We start from the raw sequence: 21,891 nt of genomic DNA on the forward strand, positions 1-21,891 counted from the left end.
GGCCGGTCACCGCCTACACGGCGAGGTGTAGTCGAGCCCGCGGATATAGGTCCGCCACTCCTCCGGGGTGATCGGGTCGGCGCCGTGAGCGCACTGTTCGTCGATGATCTGCGCCGGGCCCAGCGTCCAGGTCTCCATGAAGCCTCCCTGCCCTGCCGCGACGATGCGGTCACCGGGGAGGAAGCGGACGTCGTACACGCGTCCGGGATACGACCGCAGCACCACATCGGCCTGACCGTCGGCGAGGTTCCACACCCACACCTCCGAGTTGCTTCCGCCCGCGATCACCCGCTTGCCGTCCGCGGAGAATCCGGCACTGTAGAGCTGTCCCGCAGGTCCGGAAAGCTCGATCGTCCTGCGCGGATGGCGTCTGTCGGAGATGTCGGCCACCTCGACGTTGCGTTCCTCCGACGTCGCGACGATCGAGGTGCCCGCGGCGTCGAACCGTACCGAGAGCGCCGAGGCCTTGAACCTGATCGGATCGGGATATGCCTGCGGCGCAGCGGGATTGGAGAGATCGATGAGTCGCACCGGCCCCGTCACCGTTGCCACGGCAGCCGTACGCCCGTCGGGACTCAAAGACGCCCACGCGATCCCGCCTCCGGCATCGAACCTGGAGACGACACGCGGCGCCGACAACGTCGTGGCGTCGATGACCGTCAGACTGTTGCCATCGGTGGCGCCGGTGATCGCCAGGCCCGACTTCTCGCTGTAGTCGACGGTCTCGTTGAGCGTCGGTTGTGCTGCGACACTGCCGACGACGCGTGGCTGCCGGGGGTCGGAGTAGTCGGCGAACTGTACTGTCCCGGTGACCGTTCCGGTGGTGACCACGCGACCCGACGGAGACATCACCACCGCTCCCGAGTACACGAGTCCCTCGGCGGGGATCAGATCCGGCCCACCACGCACGATCGCGGATGGCTCGACGCGCCACTGCGTGATCCGACCGTCGGTGCCCGTGTCCGCCGCGACGATCGTCGTCGCATCGCGGTTCGCCGGTATCTGGTAGACGCTGTTGGAACCGACCGACGTCATGCCGAGGACCGGAGGCCAGTCCTGGACGCGCCCGTCCTCGCTCGACGAGACGATGTGATCGCCCGCGAAGACCACTGACACCGAGTTCGACGACCCGGTCAACACTCGAGGCGCCGCAGCCGGATTGGTGCGGTCGAACACCCGAATCGTGTTGTCGGCACCCGCGCCAATGACTTTCGTACCGTCACCGTTCAACGCCACCGCATTGACGTAGCTGTTGAAGCCGCCGAAACGCGCCACCGAGCGTGGTGCTGCGGGATTCGCGACGTCGAACTCCTGGATCACCCGACTCCGCAGCCCCGCGAGAAGTCGTGTCCCGTCGCGGGTGTAGACGAGTCCCTGCGCGAGTTCGTTGTCACGCCATTCGTCGAGTGGGATCTCGCCCGTCGGAACGATCGCGTCACCGTCGACCCGCCAGAGATCCACTCGACGATTCGCACTGCTGGTCGCGAGCGACTTCCCGTCCGCGCTGAACGCTGCCGCCCCCGCGACGCCCGCGACCTTCGGGGGCAACGGAAGCGACCGCCACGTCTGCCCCTGGGCCACCCACGCCTCGACGCCCCTGTCCGGAACCGACGCGACGACAAAACGGCCGTCCGGACTGACGGTGAGTCGGTTGATGTCTCCACCGACGTCGGGAAAGTCGTAGCGCCGCACCGGATGTGCGGGATCGGCGATGTCCCAGGCGGTGATCGTTCCGCGTCCGCCGAGTAGCAGCGTGCGGGCGTCGGGCATCAGTGCGACACCTGCCAACCGCCCGCCACCGCCGGGCGCACGGAACTCGGCGACCTTCGACTGCACCCCGTCGTCGTCGACTCTGAAGAGTCGGACCTGACCGCCCGCGCCGGCGGCCGCGATCAGTGAGCCGACGCGCGACATCAGTACCGAGCCCGGGTCACCGAGATATCGGGTCGGCACGCCGCGGCCCGTCGCATCGATCAGTCGCGATCGCGCCTCCAGTGTCGGTGATGCCTCGTAGGCGATCATCGCCAGTTGCGCCGCCATGAACGGATCGCGCTCGCCGAGTTCTGCCGACTGCACCGACAATTGGCGGCTCAGTGCCTCGTTTCTCGCATTCTCGGCAGCCTCACGCTGATGGACCGCATTCACACCCGCTGCTACGGCGGCGACGGCACCGATCACCGCGACGACCCCGAACACCGCGGCAAACAGTGCCACGCGCCGCAACTGAGAGGATCGACGCCTCTCGCGGTCGGCCTCTGCGGACCGTCGAGCAGTCGCGGCAGCCAGAAACTCGCTGCTGACCGGGTCGATCGGATCGCCGTCGGACTCCTGCGCCAGATGATCGAAGACCTCCAATCGCGGCCCACCGATCAGCATGTCGTCCGGCCTGCCGTCGGCGTCCCACGGCTCGGAGTACGCACGCAGTCTCCGACGCAACAGGAGTTGTTCCCGGTCGTCGTCGATCCACTCGCGCAACCGCGGCCACGCGGTCAGCAACGCCTCGTGGGTGACCTGCGCATGCGACGACGACACCGTCACGAGGCGAGACGCCGCATAGTTCTCCAGCACGTGCGCGGCGGGCGAATCCCCGTCCGCGGTCAGTTCGTCGAGCGGAACCCGACGTCGGGTCACCCCGTCCTCGTCGACGTTGACCATCGCGAGCAGCATGCGTCGCGCGATCTGTTGCTCGTCGGCGGACAGCTCTCCGTATACCTTCTCCGCCGCCTGCTCGACCGCGCCACCGATGCGCCCGGTCGCGAGGTAGTCGCGCACCGTCATCCGCCGACCGTCGGATTGGTCCCAGGTCGCGAGCAGCGCGTAGGAGAGCAGGGGCAGATCACCGGCTGCCGTCGACCCCGCCGCGGGTACGGCGTCGTCGAGGAGCATGTCGACGAGGTCGGGCTCGACCTCGACATCGGCGACGCGCGCTGGTCCGACGATGACCTCGCGCAACTGCTCACGCTGCATCGGCGGAACCACCAACTGGGAGTTCTCCAGCGTCTTGGGCACCCACGGCACGACGCGTCCGTAGAAATCGGCACGCAACACCCCGACGGGGACGATGTCGGAGCCCGGCGACTGCGCGGCGTCGAGGATCCGCGTGATCGCCTGCTTGCGCACGTCGTCGGAGTTCTGCGTCCACATCTCCTCGAACTGGTCGATCACGAGCAGCGCGGGCCGGTCGGTGTGCTCGTGCGCGGCCAGCTCGTCCATCGCGGCGTCGAGGGCCGCCAACGCGTCGTCGCCCGGCGTCATCACCGTGCACCGCCAACCGGCGAGCGGCCCCTCGTGGACGACCTGTGCAAGCAGACCCGCACGGACGAGCGACGACTTTCCGACACCCGACATTCCGACGACCATCACACCGCGCGCCATATCGCTGGCTTCGCGATCGGCGCTGCGCGTCGCGACGATGAGATCGACGAGTCTGGCCACGAGGACGTCGCGCCCGAAGAAGTAGCGATCGTCGGCAGCGTCGAACGTCGCGAATCCGCGGTACGGGGAGTCGGGCCGTGTGCGTCGACGGCCGGTCCTCCGCGCGCTGCGCTCGACGGCCTCCCACCAGGCGGCAACATCGTCGGGCTCCGTGACACCGCAGACGCCGAGAACCCTCTCGAACATCTGACGGCTCGCGCGGGTCGGGGCGTGCTGCCCGGCGAACCAACCGGCGACGGTCCCCAGTAATGCGTCGGCGTCGGCCGCGACATCACGCACACTCAGACCCGCTCGAACACGCAGTTCCGTGAGTGCGCGACCGAGTTCGTCGCGCGTCGTCACCGACTCCGGCCTCATCAAACCTCCTGCGCTTTTGTGCAGGTCAGCGTATCGACAGTCGTATCGACTTGGTGTACGGACGCGCCACAGACACCGCGCCGGAGGCACTGCGGTGAAGATAATTCAACCGTTGAGACGACACCTTGGTCGCACAATCACCGTCGGCCTCACGGCGCCCATTCGCACTCGGCGTGAACGAGGGAGTCCATGCACAAGACATCGTCAGTCCAGAATCGACCAGTACCTCTCCGTCAGATCGATGCCGATGCTGCCGCCCCGATACCGTTGCGCGCGCGCCTGTCCGCGCGCGAGGTCGAGGTGCTCGTGGCGTGGCTGCACTCGGAGTCCAAGGAGGAAGCCGCTCGACGGCTGTATCTGGGTGCGACGACCGTCAACACCCACATCTCCCGAATCCGGGCGAAGTACACCGCCGTCGGCAGGCCCGCCCCGTCGAAGGCCGCGCTGTTCGTCCGGGCCATCCAGGACGGCTACGTCGACCTCGCCGATTGGTGACGCCGGCTTCGGTGTCGGATCGCCGATCGTCGGTATGACGGATCGTCGGTGTTGCGGATTGTCGGTGTTGCAGATCGTCGGTATTGCGGATTGTCGGTATGACGGGTCGTCCACATTGCCGATCGTCCACATCGCCGATCGTCCACATCGCCGATCGTCCACATCGCAGAGCGTCGATGTCACGCCCGCGGCCGCGTTGGTGTGACGGGCAACCGCTCCCCATCCTCGGTCACGGGCGTGACATCGGCGTCGCACAGGACGTCCACGAGACTCTGACCGATCCGCGCGTCGCATCCCCTGAAAACGCGCGGAAGCATCGGTCACCTGTCGTGGAACCACCTGCTGTTCTTGGCCCGCCAGACCATGTCTTCCCAGTACGCCCACGTATGGGTGCCGGTACTCGGGAAGTCGGTTGTGACGGGGATCTTCTGTAGCGCAGCGGCGACCTCGAAGGCGCGCGTCTGTGCCAGCGCCGCGACCTCCAGCGGGGTTCCCTTGATCGACGACACCGCATCGGTGTTGTGGCGCCCCCACGTTGCCGAACCCGAGGCGATGCGGATCTTCATCCCTCGCATCCTGGGTAGCTGGACGAGCGGGTCGTTGCGCTCCCAGCGCGGATTCCACGGCGGACCCCACATTGCGTCCGCGCTCAGCGGTCCGACGCCCGCCTCGACACCAGCGTCGATGAGCGCGACGCGAATCGCCTCGCGCATGGTCGGCGCGGAAAGGTTGAGGTAGCCCGACATCGAGAAGATGTCGGAGACGCGGTTGCGGTGGTAGGCGCCGTAGATCATCGCGGCGTTGCCGCCCATCGAGATCCCCATCATGGCGTACTTCTGCTTCGGACCCACCGCGAGACCGCGTGCGTCGAGAGCGCGGATGATGCTGTCGAGGCGGCAGGTCCAGCGGTACCGGTAGGCGATCTTGCTTCCCGGGCTCTTGGCCTCCCAGTCGGAGTAGAAGCTCGCGAGGCCGCCGACCGGCTGGATGACATTCACTCCGGAATCCGCCATGCGCTGGATGTGCGTCTCGTGGCGCCATCCACTCATATCGCTCGTGGCGCGCAGTCCGTCGAGCGCGATGACCGTCTTGTAATTGCCCGAACGCGTCCACATGTCAACGGGGGTGGCAGGCATCCCGCAGCCGCCGACATAGAACCGTCCGAAGGATGCGGCATTAGCCGATCCAGCATTGACCAGTCCGACACACAGTGCCGTCGCCACGAGCACCACCAGAACGATCACACGTCGCACGGACATGACGGACCACCACGATCTCCTACGCACCGGTGAACCGTATTGCGACCGCCCACACCCGGGCCAGGCCAATCGGGCGTCGTGACCACAGGTCTCCGACATTGAGACCGGTCAGTTACCAAAGTGGCGGATGTGACTTGTGTTAACTAGAGTTACTCGTTTGGTTAGTTTCGATGACACCTCTGCAGTCGAGTCGACAACGCCGGAACACCGCTGATGTCCGCCGAACGCAGGACACGGATTCGCCCTTTTCCACCGCTGGACCGTGCCTGAACGTGGAAGATGATTCCCGCACGAGCCGCCGTAGGCCACCTGAACCCGGCGCCGTAGGCCACCTGAATTGGCGAGAGGCCAGACATGAAGTCTCGATTGCGGGAAACGTCGCTTCGGACGACGCCACGACCACGAACGAGCGGGAGTCGACGACTCGCCACACTCGCCATCGGTGCGGCGATCGCCATCAGCACGGCATTCGGAGGGGGTATCGCCACCGCCGCACCCAAGGTCGCGCCGCCACCGGCAGGGTGCGGACTCGACTCGGACTCCGGAAAGACCGACCCCCGATTCACGCTCTGGGACGACGTGAAGGGTGAGACGGGCGTCAAGCCGTTCAAGCCCGGCAACCTCGACGTCGTGACGCCCGCGGCGAAGTACCAACCCGACAAAAAGCACCCCAAGCGTTATGCGATACGCCTCGGCGGCGATCATCCCGGGCACGGCGACGACTACCTGCTGGTTCCGACCAATCGCATCAAGGGCATCGAATGCTCGTATCTGTGGGACGGTTCGCAGTTGAACCTCTGGTACTCCGCGTGGGCGGAGGCGCAGAAGTGGGTCGCCAAGGTACCCGCGAAACCCCTTGCCATTGGCGTGAATTCGGCGGAGGCGCGTGGCAAGGATCAGCTTCACATCCATCTCGCGGTGGCCAATCCCGCGACCGTGTCGGCGCTCAAGGCGATCAAGAACCCACAGCGGAACCTCGATAGGTGGACCACGACCAACGTGAACCTCCCGGTGAATGATCCGCATAAGACGAAGACGAGCGCGCAGTTCCGCATCGTGAAGTACACGGGCTCGCTGCCGAATCTGTTCCGAGTCCTGCACAAGCAACTTCCCAAGGGCGAGGCGATGTACACGCAGTCGATCGCCGTCATCGACGCCGGCACGCCCAACACGTACTACGTCCTCAACAGCACACCGAATCTGCCGGGCGTCTCACCAGCCCACGGAACCGGACTCGCCGACTATGTCTACGGGTGGGGCGTGTAGTCGTTCACGCGCTCGACAGCGTGTCGTCGAAACAGTTGGTCGACGGTCACGAATCGGTGACGAAGTGCGCCGAGAAGTGGCGATTTGCGACGCCACCCCGATACTGAGATGACCTGGCGCGGTGAACATTCCACGCCACGCAGCTCTTCGATACGAAGAAGAAGGAGGTGGTCATGAACAACGACACCGAGACAACAGATGACGTACACGATCACCTCCATGTGACCCAGTTCTGACATCCTGTCTGACCTTTCCTGGTCCACGGGTCATCCAGCGCGGCAACAACTCCCGACACGGCTGATAGCCACGCCCGGTACGCCGCACTCCTATCTGCCCGACCCCGCCACGGGGCCTGTCGGGCACCCCACATATCGACCTGCCAGCGCCGCGGATGTGCGCGATGGCGCGTTACCGCTCCGATGGCGACACATGGTCGACCCTTCACGAAAGGTGGTGGAACACATGCACAGTCACAACACCTGGGGAATCTCCGGCCCGGTCTTCCTCACCATTTTCGCCACAGCCTCCGTTGCATGCTTGGTCTGGGCGCTCTGCGACATCTACCGCGCACGACGCATCCGCCTCGACGATCCGATCGACCGACTGACACCCACCGAGATCGGCATGCTGGTGTCCGATCGCAACGCTTACCTCGCGGCGCTCACCCAATTGCTCACCCAGGGCTACATCGACTCCGACGGTCAGCCGAACCCGACGCCGTCACGCACGAAATCCCGACTCGATCAATTGTCCCGCACGACACTCGAGGCGCTCCGTAACCAGTCGGGAAAGCGCAAGGATGTGGCCAAAACAACCCGATCTGCCCGCGTCGACCTACGAAACGAATTGCGCGTACGCGGCTACCTCACGGAACCCTCGGCCCGAGGTGTCCGAATTGCGTTGGTGCTCTTCATGGTCATCGGGGTGATCAGGATGTTCGCAGGGCTGAGTAACGCAAAGCCGACCGGCCTGCTGGTCGCCGTCCTCGTCGTCGACATGGTGTCCCTGATGTTCGTGTCAGGGCTCCAGCAACGACGCACGATCCGCGGCGACAAAGCCCTGGACGCCGCGAGATCGAGGAACCGACACCTTCGACCTGAACTGCGGCCGGCCGTACGCACGTATGGTCCGACGGCCGCAGCGGTCGGCGTCGCGCTCTTCGGAATTCGCATCGTCGAGCTCATCGACCCCCTCTTTGCAGCGAACGCGACAGTGTCGAGGGGCCACATCGCAGCCTCGTGGGGCACGGGCGGCTATTTCGGAGGCGGTTTCGATTCGACGAGTAGCTGCAGTACGTCGAGCAGTTGCGGTTCGTCGAGCAGTTGCGGGGGCGGTGGCGGAGGCTGCGGCGGGTGAGCAAGTCACGCCCGCGTACCAGGCAGCACGATACGAGAAGGGCACGACACGAAAAGGAGCAGTCCCATGACAACTGAATTGCCTGCCGGAATCGGTATCGGTTGGCGTCCGGAGATCTCCGGGGTGATCGCACAACTGTCGGGCCTCGGATTCTGTGAGGTCATCGCGGAGTCGGTACCCGTACTCGACGACCCCCACTGCTGGCTTCCCGACCTCATGGCACTGAACGTCCCGATCATCCCGCACGGCGTGGGACTCTCACTCGGAGGTGCAGAACCCGTTACCGCACAGCAAATCTCAGTACTGACTCGCTGCGCCGAGACTCTCAACGCACCATTGGTCAGCGAACACATCGCCTTCGTCCGAGCAGGCGGTGTCGAGGCGGGACACCTCCTCCCGGTCCCACGTAGTCGCGAGGCCCTCGATGCGCTGACCGACAATATTCGACGCACCCAGGACTGCCTACCCGTGCCACTTGCGGTGGAGAACATCGCGTCGCTGTTCGAGTGGCCCGACGACGAGTACACCGACGCCGAGTTCCTTGCCGAACTCGTCGAGCGCACCGGCGTGTACCTCCTCATCGACGTCGCGAATGTCTATGCGTGCGCTGTCAATCGGGGTTCCGATCCCGCCTCGGACCTCGCAAGACTCCCCCTCGATCGGGTCGCATACTGCCATGTGGCAGGCGGCGAGCCCGACGGCCAGCTCTACCACGACACCCACACGGCCCCGGTGCCAGACGACGTGCTCGCCTTGGTCACACAACTCGCGGCAACAGGTCGTACCGGCGCGTTCCTGCTCGAGCGTGACGGGCACTATCCGCCGGCAACCGAACTCGTCGATGAGTTGAACGCCATCGCCGACGCCGCGGACGTCGACCGGCCGATGTGGAATCGCCCCTGGGAGAACGCATCATGAACGCGCGCGACACCATCGAATCGCACCCTGTCGAATCGCACCCAGACGGCATACCGACACTCGCCGAACGCCAGAGCGCTCTGGTGAGCGCGCTCGTCTCGGGCGGCTCGCCTCCGCCGGGATTCGACGTCGATCGTCTGAAAGCAACGGAGAATGCGTTGCTGCGCAAGCGATGTGGTGAAGTCGCGCGGCGGCTCCCGCAAGTTCGTGCACATCTCGGGACACAGTTCGACGACGCTTTCGTCGCCTGGGCACGCGGGCGGGCGCCGACCGGATCCTCGCGCGACGCAACCGGTTTCGTCGCACACCTGACCGACACCGGACTGTGGTCGCCACCCCGAGCGCGTCGTCGAATCCTCTGGCGGGGCCGAGGAAAATGAAAGGCGCCCGGCCACTTTCGTGACCGGGCGCCTTTCGTTGACTCAGTGAGTCAGATCATCGGTGAAACTAAATCACTTGATGATCTTGGTGACTCGACCCGCACCAACGGTGCGGCCACCCTCGCGGATGGCGAAGCGCAGGCCCTCGTCCATGGCGACAGGCTGGATGAGCTTGACGCTCATCTCGGTGTTGTCGCCCGGCATGACCATCTCGGTGCCCTCGGGGAGGGTAACGACGCCGGTCACGTCCGTGGTACGGAAGTAGAACTGCGGACGGTAGTTGTTGAAGAACGGGGTGTGACGGCCGCCCTCGTCCTTGGACAGGATGTATGCCTGGCCCTCGAACTCGGTGTGCGGGGTCGTGGTGCCCGGCTTCACGATGACCTGGCCACGCTCGACGTCCTCACGCTTGAGGCCGCGGAGCAGCAGACCGGCGTTGTCGCCTGCCTGAGCCGAATCGAGCAGCTTGTGGAACATCTCGATGCCGGTGACCGTGGTCTTGGTCGACTTCTCGCGGATGCCGACGATCTCGACTTCCTCGTTCACGTTGACCTCGCCGCGCTCCACACGACCGGTGACCACGGTGCCGCGGCCGGTGATCGTGAAGACGTCCTCGACGGGCATCAGGAACGGCTTGTCGGTCTCGCGAACCGGATCCGGGATCGACTCGTCGACAGCGTCCATCAGGTCCTCGACGGACTTGACCCACTCGGCGTCGCCCTCGAGAGCCTTGAGTGCCGACACCTTGACGACCGGAGCGTCCTCGTCGAAGTCCTGGGCGGCCAGCAGTTCGCGGACCTCCATCTCGACGAGCTCGATGATCTCTTCGTCGTCGACCATGTCGGCCTTGTTCAGGGCGACCAGGATGTAAGGAACACCGACCTGGCGGGCCAGCAGCACGTGCTCGCGGGTCTGCGGCATCGGGCCGTCAGTGGCGGCGACCACGAGGATCGCGCCGTCCATCTGAGCAGCACCGGTGATCATGTTCTTGATGTAGTCGGCGTGACCCGGGGCATCAACGTGCGCGTAGTGGCGCTTCTCGGTCTCGTACTCGACGTGGGAGATGTTGATCGTGATACCACGAGCCTTCTCCTCCGGAGCCTTGTCGATCTCGTCGAAGGCAGATGCCTTGTTGAGCTCCGGATACTTGTCGTGCAGGACCTTGGTGATGGCCGCGGTCAGGGTGGTCTTGCCGTGGTCGACGTGACCGATGGTGCCGATGTTCACGTGCGGCTTGGTCCGCTCGAACTTCGCCTTCGCCACTTGTTTGTCCTCCTGGACTGTGTTGCTCTACTGGGCGGATCCCAGCAGGGGTTTTCTCTTACGTTGTCCGCGTCGTACGAACACCCGTATTGCGTGCCCGCACGGGTCACATTGCGTGCCCGCGCGGAACACACTGCGTGCCCGCACGACGCGTGCGCCGTTGGCGCGCGGTCAAAGCCGGAGACCGGCCGGCGAATTACTCGCCGGTGGCCTTGGCGATGATCTCCTTCGACACGTTCGCCGGAACCTCGGCGTACGAGTCGAACACCATGGAGTAGTTAGCTCGGCCCTGGGTCCGCGACCGGAGGTCGCCGATGTAGCCGAACATCTCCGACAGCGGCACCTGTGCCTTGACGACACGTGCACCACTGCGCTCCTCCATGGCCTGGATCTGGCCACGGCGGGAGTTCAGGTCGCCGATCACGTCGCCCATGTAATCCTCAGGAGTCGTGACCTCAACGGCCATGATCGGCTCCAGGATGACCGGGCTCGCCATCTTCGCAGCTTCCTTGAGGGCCTGCGAACCGGCGATCTTGAAGGCCATTTCCGACGAGTCGACGTCGTGGTACTGACCGTCGAGCAGCGTGACCTTCAAGTTGACCAGCGGGTAGCCGGCGAGGACACCGTACTGCATGGCATCCTGCGCGCCGGCGTCGACCGACGGAATGTACTCGCGCGGGACGCGACCACCGGTGACGGCGTTCACGAACTCGTAGGTCGCACCATCCTCGGCATCCACGAGGGGCTCGAGCTTGATGATGACCTTCGCGAACTGGCCCGAACCGCCGGTCTGCTTCTTGTGCGTGTACTCGTGCTTGTCGACGGCCTTGCGGATCGTCTCGCGGTAGGCAACCTGGGGCTTACCCACGTTGGCCTCGACCTTGAACTCGCGCTTCATGCGGTCGACGAGGATGTCGAGGTGGAGCTCACCCATACCGCCGATGACGGTCTGGCCGGTCTCGTCGTCGAGCTGCACGGAGAACGTCGGGTCCTCTTCGGCGAGCTTCTGGATCGCGGTACCGAGCTTCTCCTGGTCGGACTTGGTCTTGGGCTCGATCGAGACGTTGATGACCGGGTCCGGGAAGCTCATCGACTCGAGGACGATGGGCGCGCTCGGGTCGCACAGGGTGTCGCCGGTGGTGGTGTCCTTGAGACCGATCATCGCGTAGATGTGGCCCGCGGTGGCGTCCTCGACCGGCATTTCCTTGTTGGCATGCATCTGGAAGAGCTTGCCGATGCGCTCCTTCTTGCCCTTTGTCGCGTTGAGCACCTGGGTGCCCGCCGTGATGTGGCCGGAGTACACACGAACGAAGGTCAGCTTGCCGAAGAACGGATGCGCGGCGATCTTGAACGCCAGTGCGGAGAACGGCTCGTCTGCGCTGGGCTTACGAGAGAGGATCTCCTCTTCGTTGCCAACGGCGTGACCCTCGACGCTCGGCACGTCCAGCGGGGACGGCAGGTAGTCGATGATCGCATCGAGCATCGGCTGAACGCCCTTGTTCTTGAAGGCCGAACCGCAGATGACCGGGTAGTACTCACGCGCGATCGTCAGCTTGCGGATGGCGCCCTTGATCTCCTCGACCGAGAGCTCCTCACCGCCGAAGTACTTCTCGAGCAGAGCCTCGTCGCTCTCGGCGACGATCTCGAGCAGCTTCTCGCGGTACTCCGCAGCCTGGTCGACGAGATCAGCGGGGATCTCCTCGATGGTCGGCTCTGCACCGATCTCGACGGTGCCGCGCCAGGTGATCGCCTTCTGCTCGATCAGGTCGACGACGCCGTCGAAGTTGTCCTCGGCGCCGATCGGAAGCTGAAGAACCAGCGGCTTCGCGCCGAGGCGCTCCTCGATGGTGCGCACGGTGAAGAAGAAGTCGGCGCCCAGCTTGTCCATCTTGTTGACGAAGCAGATACGCGGGACGTCGTACTTCTCGGCCTGCCGCCAGACCTGCTCGGACTGCGGCTCCACGCCTTCCTTGCCGTCGAAGACGGCAACGGCACCGTCGAGCACGCGCAGGCTGCGCTCGACCTCGACGGTGAAGTCGACGTGGCCGGGGGTGTCGATGATGTTGATCTGGTTGCCGTTCCAGAAGCACGTCACGGCGGCGGAGGTGATGGTGATCCCCCGCTCCTTCTCCTGCTCCATCCAGTCGGTGGTCGAAGCACCGTCGTGGGTTTCACCGATCTTGTAGTTGACACCGGTGTAGAAGAGGATTCGCTCGGTCGCGGTGGTCTTGCCGGCATCGATGTGGGCCATGATGCCGATGTTGCGGACCTTTTTCAGGTCGCTGAGCACTTCCTGTGCCATTCCGTTCCCTTCGGGAAATCTTGGGACTAAAGGCTGTCTTGTTTCTAGCCGCGGCTGCGCAGCCCACCCTCGCAAGCTCGGGTGGACTGGCCGCTCTTCGCTCCGCTCCGAGCGGCCAGTGCCCGTGGGCGGTTACGTCACCAGCGGTAGTGCGCGAACGCCCGGTTGGCTTCTGCCATCTTGTGGGTGTCCTCGCGACGCTTGACCGAAGCGCCGAGGCCGTTGGAGGCGTCGAGCAGCTCGTTGGCCAGGCGCTCGACCATGGTCTTCTCACGACGCTGGCGGCTGAAGGTCACCAGCCAACGCAGTGCGAGGGTGTTGGCGCGGTTCGGCTTGACCTCGACGGGCACCTGGTAGGTGGCACCGCCGACGCGGCGGCTCTTGACCTCGAGGGTCGGCTTGACGTTGTCGAGCGCGCGCTTGAGGGTGACGACCGGATCGGTGCCGGTCTTCTCACGAGCCTGCTCGAGGGCCTGGTAGACGATGCGCTCGGCAGTCGACTTCTTGCCGTCGAGGAGGATCTTGTTCACGAGCTGGGTAACCAGCGTCGAGCCGTAGACCGGGTCGTTGACGAGGGGGCGCTTGGGTGCGGGTCCTTTACGTGGCATCGCTTATCAGCTTCCCTTCTTGGCGCCGTAGCGGCTGCGAGCCTGCTTGCGGTCCTTGACACCCTGGGTGTCGAGCGAGCCGCGGATGATGCGGTAGCGAACACCGGGGAGGTCCTTCACACGACCGCCGCGCACGAGCACCATCGAGTGCTCCTGGAGGTTGTGGCCTTCACCCGGGATGTAAGCGGTGACCTCGACGGAGCTCGTCAGGCGCACGCGGGCGACCTTACGGAGCGCGGAGTTCGGCTTCTTGGGGGTGGTGGTGTAGACGCGGGTGCACACGCCGCGACGCTGCGGGCTTCCCTTGAGGGCCGCCGTCTTCTTCTTGGCGGTCTTGTCGTGACGGCCCTTGCGGACCAGTTGGTTAATCGTTGGCACTTGTGAGTTTCATTCCTCTGTTGTCGTCGTGTCGTGGTTTGTGCTCCGGGCAAGCGCTCAGAGTGGATAAATCCGATTCTGGTTGCTTCCACAACTCGCCCCACCGGCACTTCTGTGCTGGTCAGTACAGTTATTGCTACCCCGAGGTCGGGCGTGTCAAGCACCCGACAGCGGACTGGCTTGGTGTAGTCCGGCGCGCCTGGCGTGTGCCGAGGCCTTCTCTGGGAGAGAATGATCTCGATCCGATCGCCACCGGTAACCCGGCGAGGGCATGCGGACGTTGCCCGGGCAGCCGGGCACCGACGATCCACTCTACCGACCTGATTTCCACAGGTCAAAAAACGGATCCACAGTCCGACCTGCAGCTCTCCGGGAGCTGAACAGTCGGTGACGTATACGGGCTTCCAACGACCGTCAACGGTCTCTTGTTCCCGGCATCGTCGCTGGTAGGGACCCGATACGCGCGAGGGTACCGCTGCATCAGTGCGCGAGAAGAACCTTGAGCAGCACGACCACGGCGGCGAGCGCAGCCGTGAGGAGACCCGCGACGATCACCTTCATGCTGACCTCTTCTCCGCGCACACGCGCGACGACGATCGGCACGCTCGCAATGCGCAGCACCACGACCGCTCCCGCGATCCCGTGCGCCCACGCCGTCGGCAACACATCCGCCCAGCCGAGCGCCAAAGCGATAGCGGGAAGGATCGCCGACGAGATGATCGGCGTCGCATCACGCAGCTCGTGGCGCACGTGCCGACGGGCCGCGTCGCCCGGTCGCTCATGCGTGGGGGCCTGGGCGTCGGGGGCTGCCGAATCGTGGGCCTGAGCGTCCTGACCGTGTGCCTCCGGGATGCTGCTGCCCGCGACCAGGTCGGCGAAGACGTGGGCGACGTAGGTGGTGAGGCCGGTCCCGAGCACCAGCCAGGTCGCATCGCCGTTCTCGACCGCGTGAGCCGACGCCGTCACCAGCGCCGCCAGCACCATGATGTTGCCGTAGACGTACGCCGACAATCTCGACGCCGCGCGTCTGGGCGGAAGCGGGTCTCCGCGACGCCTGGTGAGAATTCCGCGCCACTCGGCGCGCGGGGTGCGTCGGGTCGGCCGGCTCTGCGAGGTCATGGCCCGATGCTGTCACGCCACGACAGACGCGGGCGCGAGTAGACGGATGCGGGGCATAACTGGCGTCAGCGTCGTTTCCCCTACTTTCTGCCCGCTGATCGAGCCCCATGCCGCTGATCGAGCCCCATCCCGGCCGGGCTGGATGTGTGTCGAATCGAAGGATCTGTGTGCTGGAGCACCCACATCTTTCGATACGACACACATTTAGCGTTATGGGCGGTTCCCCGCGCCTACTTCGCCTGCGGCAAACGGGCGGTGGCGCCCTTGCGGGCGGGGTTCGAAGGCGGGGGCACCATCGGCCCGATGTCGCCGTCGGGGGCGGTGTCGAGGTCGACCACGACCGGGGCGTGGTCGCTGGGTTTGGTGCCCTTGCGCGCGGCGCGGTCGACCCACGCGGCCTTCGCCCGGGCGGCCACATCGGCGCCGGCGAGGATCAGGTCGATACGCATGCCGAGGTCCTTGTGGAACATGCCCGCCCGATAGTCCCAGTAGCTGAACACCCGCTCGTCGGGCCAGCGATCGCGCACGACGTCGCGCAGCCCGAGTCCCTCGATGTCTTCGAGCGCCGACCTCTCGGCGACGGTCACGTGCGTGTGGCCGGCAAACGCGGCCGGGTCGTAGACGTCGGCGTTGGCGGGCGCGATGTTCACGTCGCCGCACAGCATCGTGTTCGACGGAGCGTCGACGCCCGTGCCGGCCGCGACGACCTCGCGCAACCGCTCCAACCACGACAGCTTGTACTGGTAGTGATCCGAGTCGGGTTCGCGGCCGTTGGGTACGTACAGCGAGTAGATGCGCACTCCCCCGCACACCGCCGAGACAGCGCGGGCCTCCGGCGCCGACGCGGGGTCGGGGAAGCCGGGCGCGCCGTCGAAGTTGGCGACAACGTCGTCGAGTCCGACCTTCGACAAGATCGCGACCCCGTTCCACTGCCCCTGCCCCACGTGCGCGAATTGGTAACCGCGCTCAGTGAATTCGGGGCCGAGGACGGTGTCGAACACGTCGTCGGAGAGTTTGGTCTCCTGCAGGCAGACCACGTCGGGTGAGCGTTCGTCGAGCCACGGCAGCAGTCGCGGGATGCGTTGTTTGACTGAGTTCACGTTCCAGGTCGCCACGCGCATACACACCACGCTAGTCAGGTCGTGGTGCCCGGATGCCGCCGACCTACGCCGACACCCGCCGATACCGCAGCACCGATCGCGCGTCGTCGGGTTGGCGCTCGCCGAGATCCTCACCACGGACGAAGCGACCCCAGATGGCGCGCAGTATCCGGCCGGCCTCGTCGACCTGCGACCACGTCGCACCCTCGAGCAACTGCGCACCCGCCCACTGTTCCTCGACGCCGAAGAGCAGGGGCAAATCGACGCAGTGCGCGGCGCCGAGCGCGTTCCCCGGTGCGTGCCAGTGCAACCGATAGTCGACGACGCTGCCGCCCGCCGCCGCGTGTTTACGCGCGAAGTCGGCGGTCGGTGCGGTGTAGACCTTGCGGGTGATCAGTGAGGTGGCGAAGCGTCGAATCGGTCTGCCCAACACCGGGAAGTGCGACGCCGTCTCGGCGATCGGAACGCCGGGGACGAAGAACTCGATCTCGTCGCGGGTGCAGCCGACCAGCAGGTCGATGTCGGGAGCCGACGCCGCCCACGCATCCTCGACGTCGGGCTCCGCGGGAAGCGGCTCAATCCCGTACTGCACACCCAACGGCATCGCTCCCGTCAGCCCGTACCGCGGCCCGTCGACGATCAGCTTCTGCTGCGTCGCGAGAATCTCGCCGATAGGCGTCTCGGCGTCGAAATGGCTTGTGCGCGCGAATACCTCGCGGGCCATGTCACTGCGGTTCCAGCGGATACCGAAGGGTGCGCTCTGCAGGATCGCCCGTCGAAAACGCCGGGCAGCGCGCGGCACGGTCATCAGGTGCGCCACTGCGTCGGCGCCTGCGGATTGCCCGGCGCAGGTGACCTGATCGGGGTCGCCACCGAACGCCGCGATGTTCTCGTGCACCCAGTCCAGCGCCGCGATGAGGTCGAGCAGTCCCAGGTTCGCCGGACGCTCCTGCGAGCCGTCCCCGAGGAACCCGAGCACGCCGAGCCGGTAGGTGACGGCCACAACGATCACGTTGTGCTCAGACACCAGCGCGCTCGGGTCGTGGTGCGGCTCGTCGCCCGCGCCGAGCACATACGATCCGCCGTGCACCCACACCAGCACCGGTAGCGGGGCGTCGAACTCCCGAGTGGGCCGCGTGATGGTCAACCGCTGGCAGTCCTCGTCGGCGACGAGACTGGTCGCCGGACCGCCGAGCATCATCGTCACGAGCGGACTGGACACCTGCGGGCACGCGGCTGCGGGGTCATCGCTGCGGTGCGGAACCGTCCACGGCGCAACCGGCTCCGGCGCCGCAAACCGATCGGCACGGGCGTACGGGATGGCCCGCGCACGAATGACTGGACCGTCGACCGTGCCGACGACCCGACCACGGGGCGCATCGAAGGTTGCGATCTCGGTGGACTCGACGTCGTCAGTGGATTCGACGTCGGCAGTGGATTGGACGCCGTCAGTGGATTGGACGCCGTCAGGTGCCGGAGTTGCCATTCCCCCACCGTAGTGAACAGTTCGGCCATGAACGGGTCGGTGCGCGCATCCGGCGACGACCCTGGCACGCAACCTTTCATTCGCGACGATTCTGTGTCATGTTGTGACCATCGACACATCGTTCGCCTCATCGGAGAGTGCGCCGCAACGCGCTGTGATCGCGCAGTCGTGGCGCCGCTCCGCGCTGTCCGGCGTCCAACCCGACAGCCCGCTCCCCGAGCTCGTCGACGACGCCTCACGCTCGGATGTCCTACTCGACGCCGCTCGCCCAGTTCTCGACGACGCCGCCGCACGCCTCGCAGACACCGGCACGTCACTACTGCTCGTCGACCATGAGTGCCGGATGGTCTCCCGCGTCTGCCTCGGCACCACCGTCGACCGTGCACTCGACAGGGTCGGCGCAACACCCGGCGTCGACCTCGGCGAGGAGACCGTCGGCACCACGGCGCTGGGCACGCCCGCCGAGATACGTCGGGGATTGGCCGTCAACGGACGCGAGCATTACCTGGAGCAGTTCAAGTCGCTCAGCTGCTTTGGCGCGCCCATCATCCACCCGGCCACCCGTCGCCTCGCAGGCATCCTGTGCATGACGGAGATCGCCGACCGCATGAACCCTCTTGCCGTACCCCTCGTGACCGGCATCGTCGGCGATATCGCCGACCGCCTCCTCGACCGCTCACGCGCCCAGCAGCGTCGGGTTCTCGACGCATTCCAGCGCGCGGCACCCCGTCGCGACGTCGCCGTCGCTGCGATCAGCGAAGACCTGCAACTCACCAATTCACGTGCGGCAGAACTACTCTCGCCGACCGATATCGCGGCATTACGTGCGGTCGCCGCCGACCCCGCACTACGGGAGACCACCCTGCAACTGGTCCTTGCATCCGGCGTCGACGTCGAGGTGCTCGCCACACCCGTCGTGGGTGCCCGCGGGGCGGCGCTGTTCGGTCTGCGACCCAACGCGTCGACCGCACGGCCGATGGTCCGCACCGACCTGCCGTCGACGCGACAGGCCACCACCGCGATCACCGGCGAACCCGGAACCGGACGCAGCACCAGAGCTCGCTCGATGGCCGGACCCGACGCCATGACCGTCGACGTCGCCGAGCTGTTGATCACCGGCGACCAGCCGGACATCGGCGCCCTGATCGGCGATTCACGACGCCGCTCACGCGCGCTGATCGTCGACGGCGTCGACCTGCTCGACGACAGGTCGCTCACCATCCTGGCGGCCGCGTGCCGCACGGCGGACAAGACAGCGCCGCTCGTCCTCGTCGCCGGGCCGCCGGATCAGTCGCGAACCACCGTCGCGGCACTGACTGCCAGGTGCGCCACGCGCATCGACGTCCCCGCGCTGCGCAACCGCACCTCCGAACTGGCCGACATCGTCGACGAGATGCTCACCGACATCGCCCCGGGAACAGCACCAGGTTCACCCCCGGTGCACTCGGTCAGCGCGCCGACGCTGGAGGCCCTCGTCTGCCAGGAGTGGCCCGGGAACCTCGTCGAACTGTCCTCGGTGCTGCGGCGGGCCGTGCGCTCGTGCGAGGCTCGTGGCGCGCGGGCGATCGAACCCGCCGATCTGCCCGCCGACCATCGCACGACCAGCCGGGCAGCCCACCTCTCCGGACGCGAACAAGCCGAGCGCGCAGCCATTCTCGAGGCACTCGACCGGCACACCGGCAACAAGGTGCACGCGGCCCGCGACCTGGGCATCAGCCGCACCACCCTGTACGCGCGCATCCGCGCACTGGGGATCTGAGGGCCGCCTCGCGCTAGGATGAACCCGAACTTATCGAGCGATAGTTAGGGTCCTCATGACGGCGTCGACCGCGGGAGCGGATGCTGACACGACGCCGCCCGGTTGGCGTCGCGTCGACCCACCGGAGCTGTCACCGATCCTGCAGGCAGCGCTCGAGGCGTTCTACGACAACGGATTTCATGGCACCTCCGTGCGGCAGATCGCCGCGAAGGTCGGTGTCACGGTCCCTGCCCTCTACTACCACCACAAGAGCAAAGAGGGCATCCTGCTGGCCCTTCTGGAGTACTCGACCGGCGACGTGCTCGCGCGAGCCCACGCTGCCAGGGCTGCTGCAGCGGGAGACCCGGTCACCGAGTTGGCCAACGTCATCGAATCGATCGTCCTGGTCATGACGGGTCGAGTCCGGCTGGCGGCTGTCGAAGGCGAGATTCGATATGCGAGCTCCGAGAACCGGTTGCGATATCGCGTGTTTCGCAAGGGGATCGAAGATCTGGTCCTCGACATCGTGCAGACCGGAACAGCCACCGGCGTCATGCACGTCAGCGACGTCGCCGAAACCACCAGAGCGGTTCTCGCCATGTGCCAATCGATCCCGCGATGGTTTCACGACGACGGGCCGCTGACCCCGCAGTTGGTGGCGGAAAAGTACGTCGACATTGCACTCCACACGGTGGGCAGCCTGCCGCGGGCCGACTCCGATTAGACGGGTCGACGCGCCGGCCCCCTCTTCGCGGGTCACCCGTCGGCACGGTCCCGACGTGTGTTCATCGCAGTGTTCAGTTTCTGGACACTTCGTCCCGCGCGAGCAGTGGCAGAACTATAGAGAGATCCGCGTCTATGACGCAGATCACGATCTGCACGCTCGAGCAGGAGGACGCATGACCGCTGTCGCACCCGAACTGGCAACCAAGGTCCGGGATTTCATCTCGACCGATCGACCGATGCTGATCGGAGGTGAGTGGGTCACCGCCGCATCCGGTGCGACCTTCGAAACAATCGATCCCGCCAACGGACGCACGCTGACATCGGTCGCCCGCGGCGACGCCACCGACATCGACCGCGCTGTCCGCGCCGCGCGCAAGGCATTCGACGACGGCCCGTGGTCGCGCATGAAGCCCAACGAGCGTGAGCGTCTGCTCTGGCGCGTCGGCGACATCCTCAACGAGCGCGCCGAAGAGTTCGGCCAGCTCGAAGCCCTCGACAACGGCAAGGCCGCCACCATCGCGACCGCCGTCGACACCGCCTGGTCGGCAGACATCTTCCGCTACAACGCGGGTCTGGCAACCAAGATCACCGGCAGCACCGTCGACGTCTCGATGCCGTTCGTGCCGGGCGGCGAGTTCCACGCCTACACGCTGCGCGAGCCCGTCGGCGTCTGCGGCCTGATCGTTCCGTGGAACTTCCCACTCCTGATGGCGTCGTTCAAGCTGGCCCCGGCGCTCGCGGCGGGCAACACCGTCATCCTCAAGCCGGCCGAACAGACCCCGCTGACGGCGCTGTTGCTCGGCGAAGTGTTCACCGAAGCGGGCTTCCCGCCCGGCGTCGTCAACATCGTCACCGGCTTCGGCGACGCGGGCGCCGCACTCGCCGCGCACGACGACGTCGACAAGATCGCCTTCACCGGTTCCACCGAGGTCGGCAAAAAAATCGTCGACGCGTCGAAGGGCAACCTCAAGAAGGTCTCGCTCGAGCTCGGCGGCAAGAGCCCCAACATCGTCTTCGCCGACGCCGACTTCGAGCAGGCCGTCGCCGGTTCGGTCGCAGCGTGGATGTTCAACCACGGCCAGTGCTGCGTCGCCGGAACGCGACTCTTCGTCGAACGCCCCATCTTCGACGACTTCACCGCCGCCGTCGCAGAAGCGGCGTCGAAGGCCAAGATCGGGCCGGGCCTCGATCCGACGACCGAACTCGGACCGCTCGTCAGCCAGGAACAATTCGACCGCGTCTCGGGCTACCTCGCTGCGGGCCTGGCCGACGGCGCTCGCGCACTGACGGGCGGAAAGCGTTGGGGTGACGAGGGTTTCTTCATCGAGCCCACAGTGTTCGTCGACGTCGAGCCCGATTTCTCCATCGTCCGTGAGGAGATCTTCGGTCCCGTCGTCGCGGCACTGCCGTTCGACGCCGACACGGGAGTGGCTGCGGCAGCGAATGATTCGATCTACGGGCTCGCCGCAGGCATCTGGACCACCGATCTGTCGAAGGCGCACAAGACCGCTCGCCAGCTCAAGGCGGGTTCGGTGTGGGTCAACCAGTACAACGGCTTCGACACCGCAATGCCGTTCGGCGGCTACAAGCAATCGGGCTGGGGACGCGAGCTGGGCCAGTCGGCGATCGAGCTCTACACCCAGACCAAGGCCGTCAACGTCGCGCTCTGATTCGACACCCCGATCCACCACTGATTCACAAGGAG

At 65.9% G+C, this 21,891-nt stretch carries 17 protein-coding genes; 8 read left to right on the top strand and 9 right to left on the bottom strand.

From position 1 onward, the window contains the following. Positions 1-6: 6 nt before the first annotated feature. On the bottom strand, positions 7-3,792 hold the full coding sequence (locus tag RND64_RS16830; protein ID WP_049698797.1) for an nSTAND1 domain-containing NTPase: 3,786 nt from the start codon (positions 3,790-3,792) through the stop codon (positions 7-9). Positions 3,793-3,981: 189 nt separating this feature from the next. On the opposite strand from RND64_RS16830, the gene RND64_RS16835 reads away from it, so the two are divergent. Then, the gene (locus RND64_RS16835) at positions 3,982-4,287 is read left to right on the top strand and encodes a LuxR C-terminal-related transcriptional regulator (RefSeq protein ID WP_049698796.1); all 306 of its coding nucleotides are present in this window, start codon (positions 3,982-3,984) and stop codon (positions 4,285-4,287) included. A 320-nt stretch (positions 4,288-4,607) separates the two neighbouring features. On the opposite strand, the gene RND64_RS16840 is transcribed toward RND64_RS16835, so the two are convergent. After that, positions 4,608-5,546: an alpha/beta hydrolase gene (locus RND64_RS16840; protein ID WP_049698795.1), complete on the bottom strand. Its 939-nt coding sequence runs from the start codon at positions 5,544-5,546 to the stop codon at positions 4,608-4,610. 354 nt (positions 5,547-5,900) lie between these two features. Between RND64_RS16840 and RND64_RS16845 the strand changes: the two genes are divergently transcribed. From RND64_RS16845 to RND64_RS16860, 4 genes are all read left to right on the top strand, one after another. Beyond that, entirely contained in the window at positions 5,901-6,812 is a 912-nt protein-coding gene (locus tag RND64_RS16845; RefSeq protein WP_235434342.1) for a CDP-diacylglycerol diphosphatase, read from the top strand. A 462-nt stretch (positions 6,813-7,274) separates the two neighbouring features. After that, the gene (locus RND64_RS16850; RefSeq protein ID WP_160318047.1) at positions 7,275-8,168 is read left to right on the top strand and encodes a TIGR04222 domain-containing membrane protein; all 894 of its coding nucleotides are present in this window, start codon (positions 7,275-7,277) and stop codon (positions 8,166-8,168) included. A gap of 66 nt (positions 8,169-8,234) precedes the next feature. Then, on the top strand, positions 8,235-9,086 hold the full coding sequence (locus tag RND64_RS16855; protein ID WP_049698792.1) for a DUF692 domain-containing protein: 852 nt from the start codon (positions 8,235-8,237) through the stop codon (positions 9,084-9,086). After that, complete coding sequence (locus tag RND64_RS16860) at positions 9,083-9,466, top strand: hypothetical protein (RefSeq protein WP_235434341.1); 384 nt, start codon at positions 9,083-9,085, stop codon at positions 9,464-9,466. Before RND64_RS16855 ends, RND64_RS16860 begins: the two co-directional genes overlap by 4 nt. Positions 9,467-9,538: 72 nt before the next feature. Here the strand turns inward: RND64_RS16860 and tuf are convergent, their stop codons facing one another. From tuf to RND64_RS16895, 7 genes are all read right to left on the bottom strand, one after another. Continuing rightward, positions 9,539-10,729 carry an elongation factor Tu gene (gene tuf / locus RND64_RS16865; protein ID WP_049698791.1) on the bottom strand — a complete coding sequence of 397 codons (1,191 nt, stop codon included), beginning with the start codon at positions 10,727-10,729 and terminating at the stop codon, positions 9,539-9,541. 196 nt (positions 10,730-10,925) lie between these two features. Next, positions 10,926-13,031: an elongation factor G gene (fusA, locus tag RND64_RS16870; RefSeq protein WP_049698790.1), complete on the bottom strand. Its 2,106-nt coding sequence runs from the start codon at positions 13,029-13,031 to the stop codon at positions 10,926-10,928. Between the two features lie 137 nt (positions 13,032-13,168). Continuing rightward, a complete protein-coding gene (gene rpsG, locus RND64_RS16875) occupies positions 13,169-13,639 on the bottom strand; it encodes a 30S ribosomal protein S7 (RefSeq protein ID WP_005170081.1) in 471 nt (156 codons plus the stop codon). Between the two features lie 6 nt (positions 13,640-13,645). Further along, a complete protein-coding gene (gene rpsL, locus RND64_RS16880; protein ID WP_005170078.1) occupies positions 13,646-14,017 on the bottom strand; it encodes a 30S ribosomal protein S12 in 372 nt (123 codons plus the stop codon). Between the two features lie 480 nt (positions 14,018-14,497). Then, positions 14,498-15,136, bottom strand: a complete 639-nt coding sequence (locus tag RND64_RS16885; protein WP_049698789.1) for a hypothetical protein — start codon at positions 15,134-15,136, stop codon at positions 14,498-14,500. A gap of 230 nt (positions 15,137-15,366) precedes the next feature. After that, complete coding sequence (locus RND64_RS16890) at positions 15,367-16,257, bottom strand: exodeoxyribonuclease III (RefSeq protein WP_290725835.1); 891 nt, start codon at positions 16,255-16,257, stop codon at positions 15,367-15,369. 43 nt (positions 16,258-16,300) lie between these two features. Further along, positions 16,301-17,722, bottom strand: coding sequence for a carboxylesterase family protein (locus RND64_RS16895; protein ID WP_083444355.1), 1,422 nt, complete (start codon positions 17,720-17,722; stop codon positions 16,301-16,303). Between the two features lie 103 nt (positions 17,723-17,825). Between RND64_RS16895 and RND64_RS16900 the strand changes: the two genes are divergently transcribed. The 3 genes from RND64_RS16900 to RND64_RS16910 all read left to right on the top strand — a co-directional run bounded on the left by RND64_RS16900 (position 17,826) and on the right by RND64_RS16910 (position 21,856). Beyond that, positions 17,826-19,481, top strand: coding sequence for a sigma-54-dependent Fis family transcriptional regulator (locus tag RND64_RS16900; protein ID WP_049698787.1), 1,656 nt, complete (start codon positions 17,826-17,828; stop codon positions 19,479-19,481). 55 nt (positions 19,482-19,536) lie between these two features. Beyond that, the gene (locus RND64_RS16905; protein ID WP_049698786.1) at positions 19,537-20,184 is read left to right on the top strand and encodes a TetR/AcrR family transcriptional regulator; all 648 of its coding nucleotides are present in this window, start codon (positions 19,537-19,539) and stop codon (positions 20,182-20,184) included. Between the two features lie 175 nt (positions 20,185-20,359). Continuing rightward, on the top strand, positions 20,360-21,856 hold the full coding sequence (locus tag RND64_RS16910; protein ID WP_049698785.1) for an aldehyde dehydrogenase family protein: 1,497 nt from the start codon (positions 20,360-20,362) through the stop codon (positions 21,854-21,856). The last annotated feature ends 35 nt before the right edge of the window (positions 21,857-21,891 follow it).

It is taken from the genome of Gordonia sp. w5E2 (genome assembly GCF_036540975.1).
In the GTDB taxonomy this organism is placed as follows: Bacteria; Actinomycetota; Actinomycetes; order Mycobacteriales; family Mycobacteriaceae; genus Gordonia; species Gordonia jacobaea.

Coding starts and splice junctions, on each gene's coding strand:
- RND64_RS16830 (WP_049698797.1), bottom strand. CDS start 3,792: ATGAGGCCGGAGTCGGTGACGACGCGCGACGAACTCGGTCGCGCACTC.
- RND64_RS16835 (WP_049698796.1), top strand. CDS start 3,982: ATGCACAAGACATCGTCAGTCCAGAATCGACCAGTACCTCTCCGTCAG.
- RND64_RS16840 (WP_049698795.1), bottom strand. CDS start 5,546: ATGTCCGTGCGACGTGTGATCGTTCTGGTGGTGCTCGTGGCGACGGCA.
- RND64_RS16845 (WP_235434342.1), top strand. CDS start 5,901: ATGAAGTCTCGATTGCGGGAAACGTCGCTTCGGACGACGCCACGACCA.
- RND64_RS16850 (WP_160318047.1), top strand. CDS start 7,275: ATGCACAGTCACAACACCTGGGGAATCTCCGGCCCGGTCTTCCTCACC.
- RND64_RS16855 (WP_049698792.1), top strand. CDS start 8,235: ATGACAACTGAATTGCCTGCCGGAATCGGTATCGGTTGGCGTCCGGAG.
- RND64_RS16860 (WP_235434341.1), top strand. CDS start 9,083: ATGAACGCGCGCGACACCATCGAATCGCACCCTGTCGAATCGCACCCA.
- fusA (WP_049698790.1), bottom strand. CDS start 13,031: ATGGCACAGGAAGTGCTCAGCGACCTGAAAAAGGTCCGCAACATCGGC.
- rpsG (WP_005170081.1), bottom strand. CDS start 13,639: ATGCCACGTAAAGGACCCGCACCCAAGCGCCCCCTCGTCAACGACCCG.
- RND64_RS16885 (WP_049698789.1), bottom strand. CDS start 15,136: ATGACCTCGCAGAGCCGGCCGACCCGACGCACCCCGCGCGCCGAGTGG.
- RND64_RS16890 (WP_290725835.1), bottom strand. CDS start 16,257: ATGCGCGTGGCGACCTGGAACGTGAACTCAGTCAAACAACGCATCCCG.
- RND64_RS16895 (WP_083444355.1), bottom strand. CDS start 17,722: ATGGCAACTCCGGCACCTGACGGCGTCCAATCCACTGACGGCGTCCAA.
- RND64_RS16905 (WP_049698786.1), top strand. CDS start 19,537: ATGACGGCGTCGACCGCGGGAGCGGATGCTGACACGACGCCGCCCGGT.
- RND64_RS16910 (WP_049698785.1), top strand. CDS start 20,360: ATGACCGCTGTCGCACCCGAACTGGCAACCAAGGTCCGGGATTTCATC.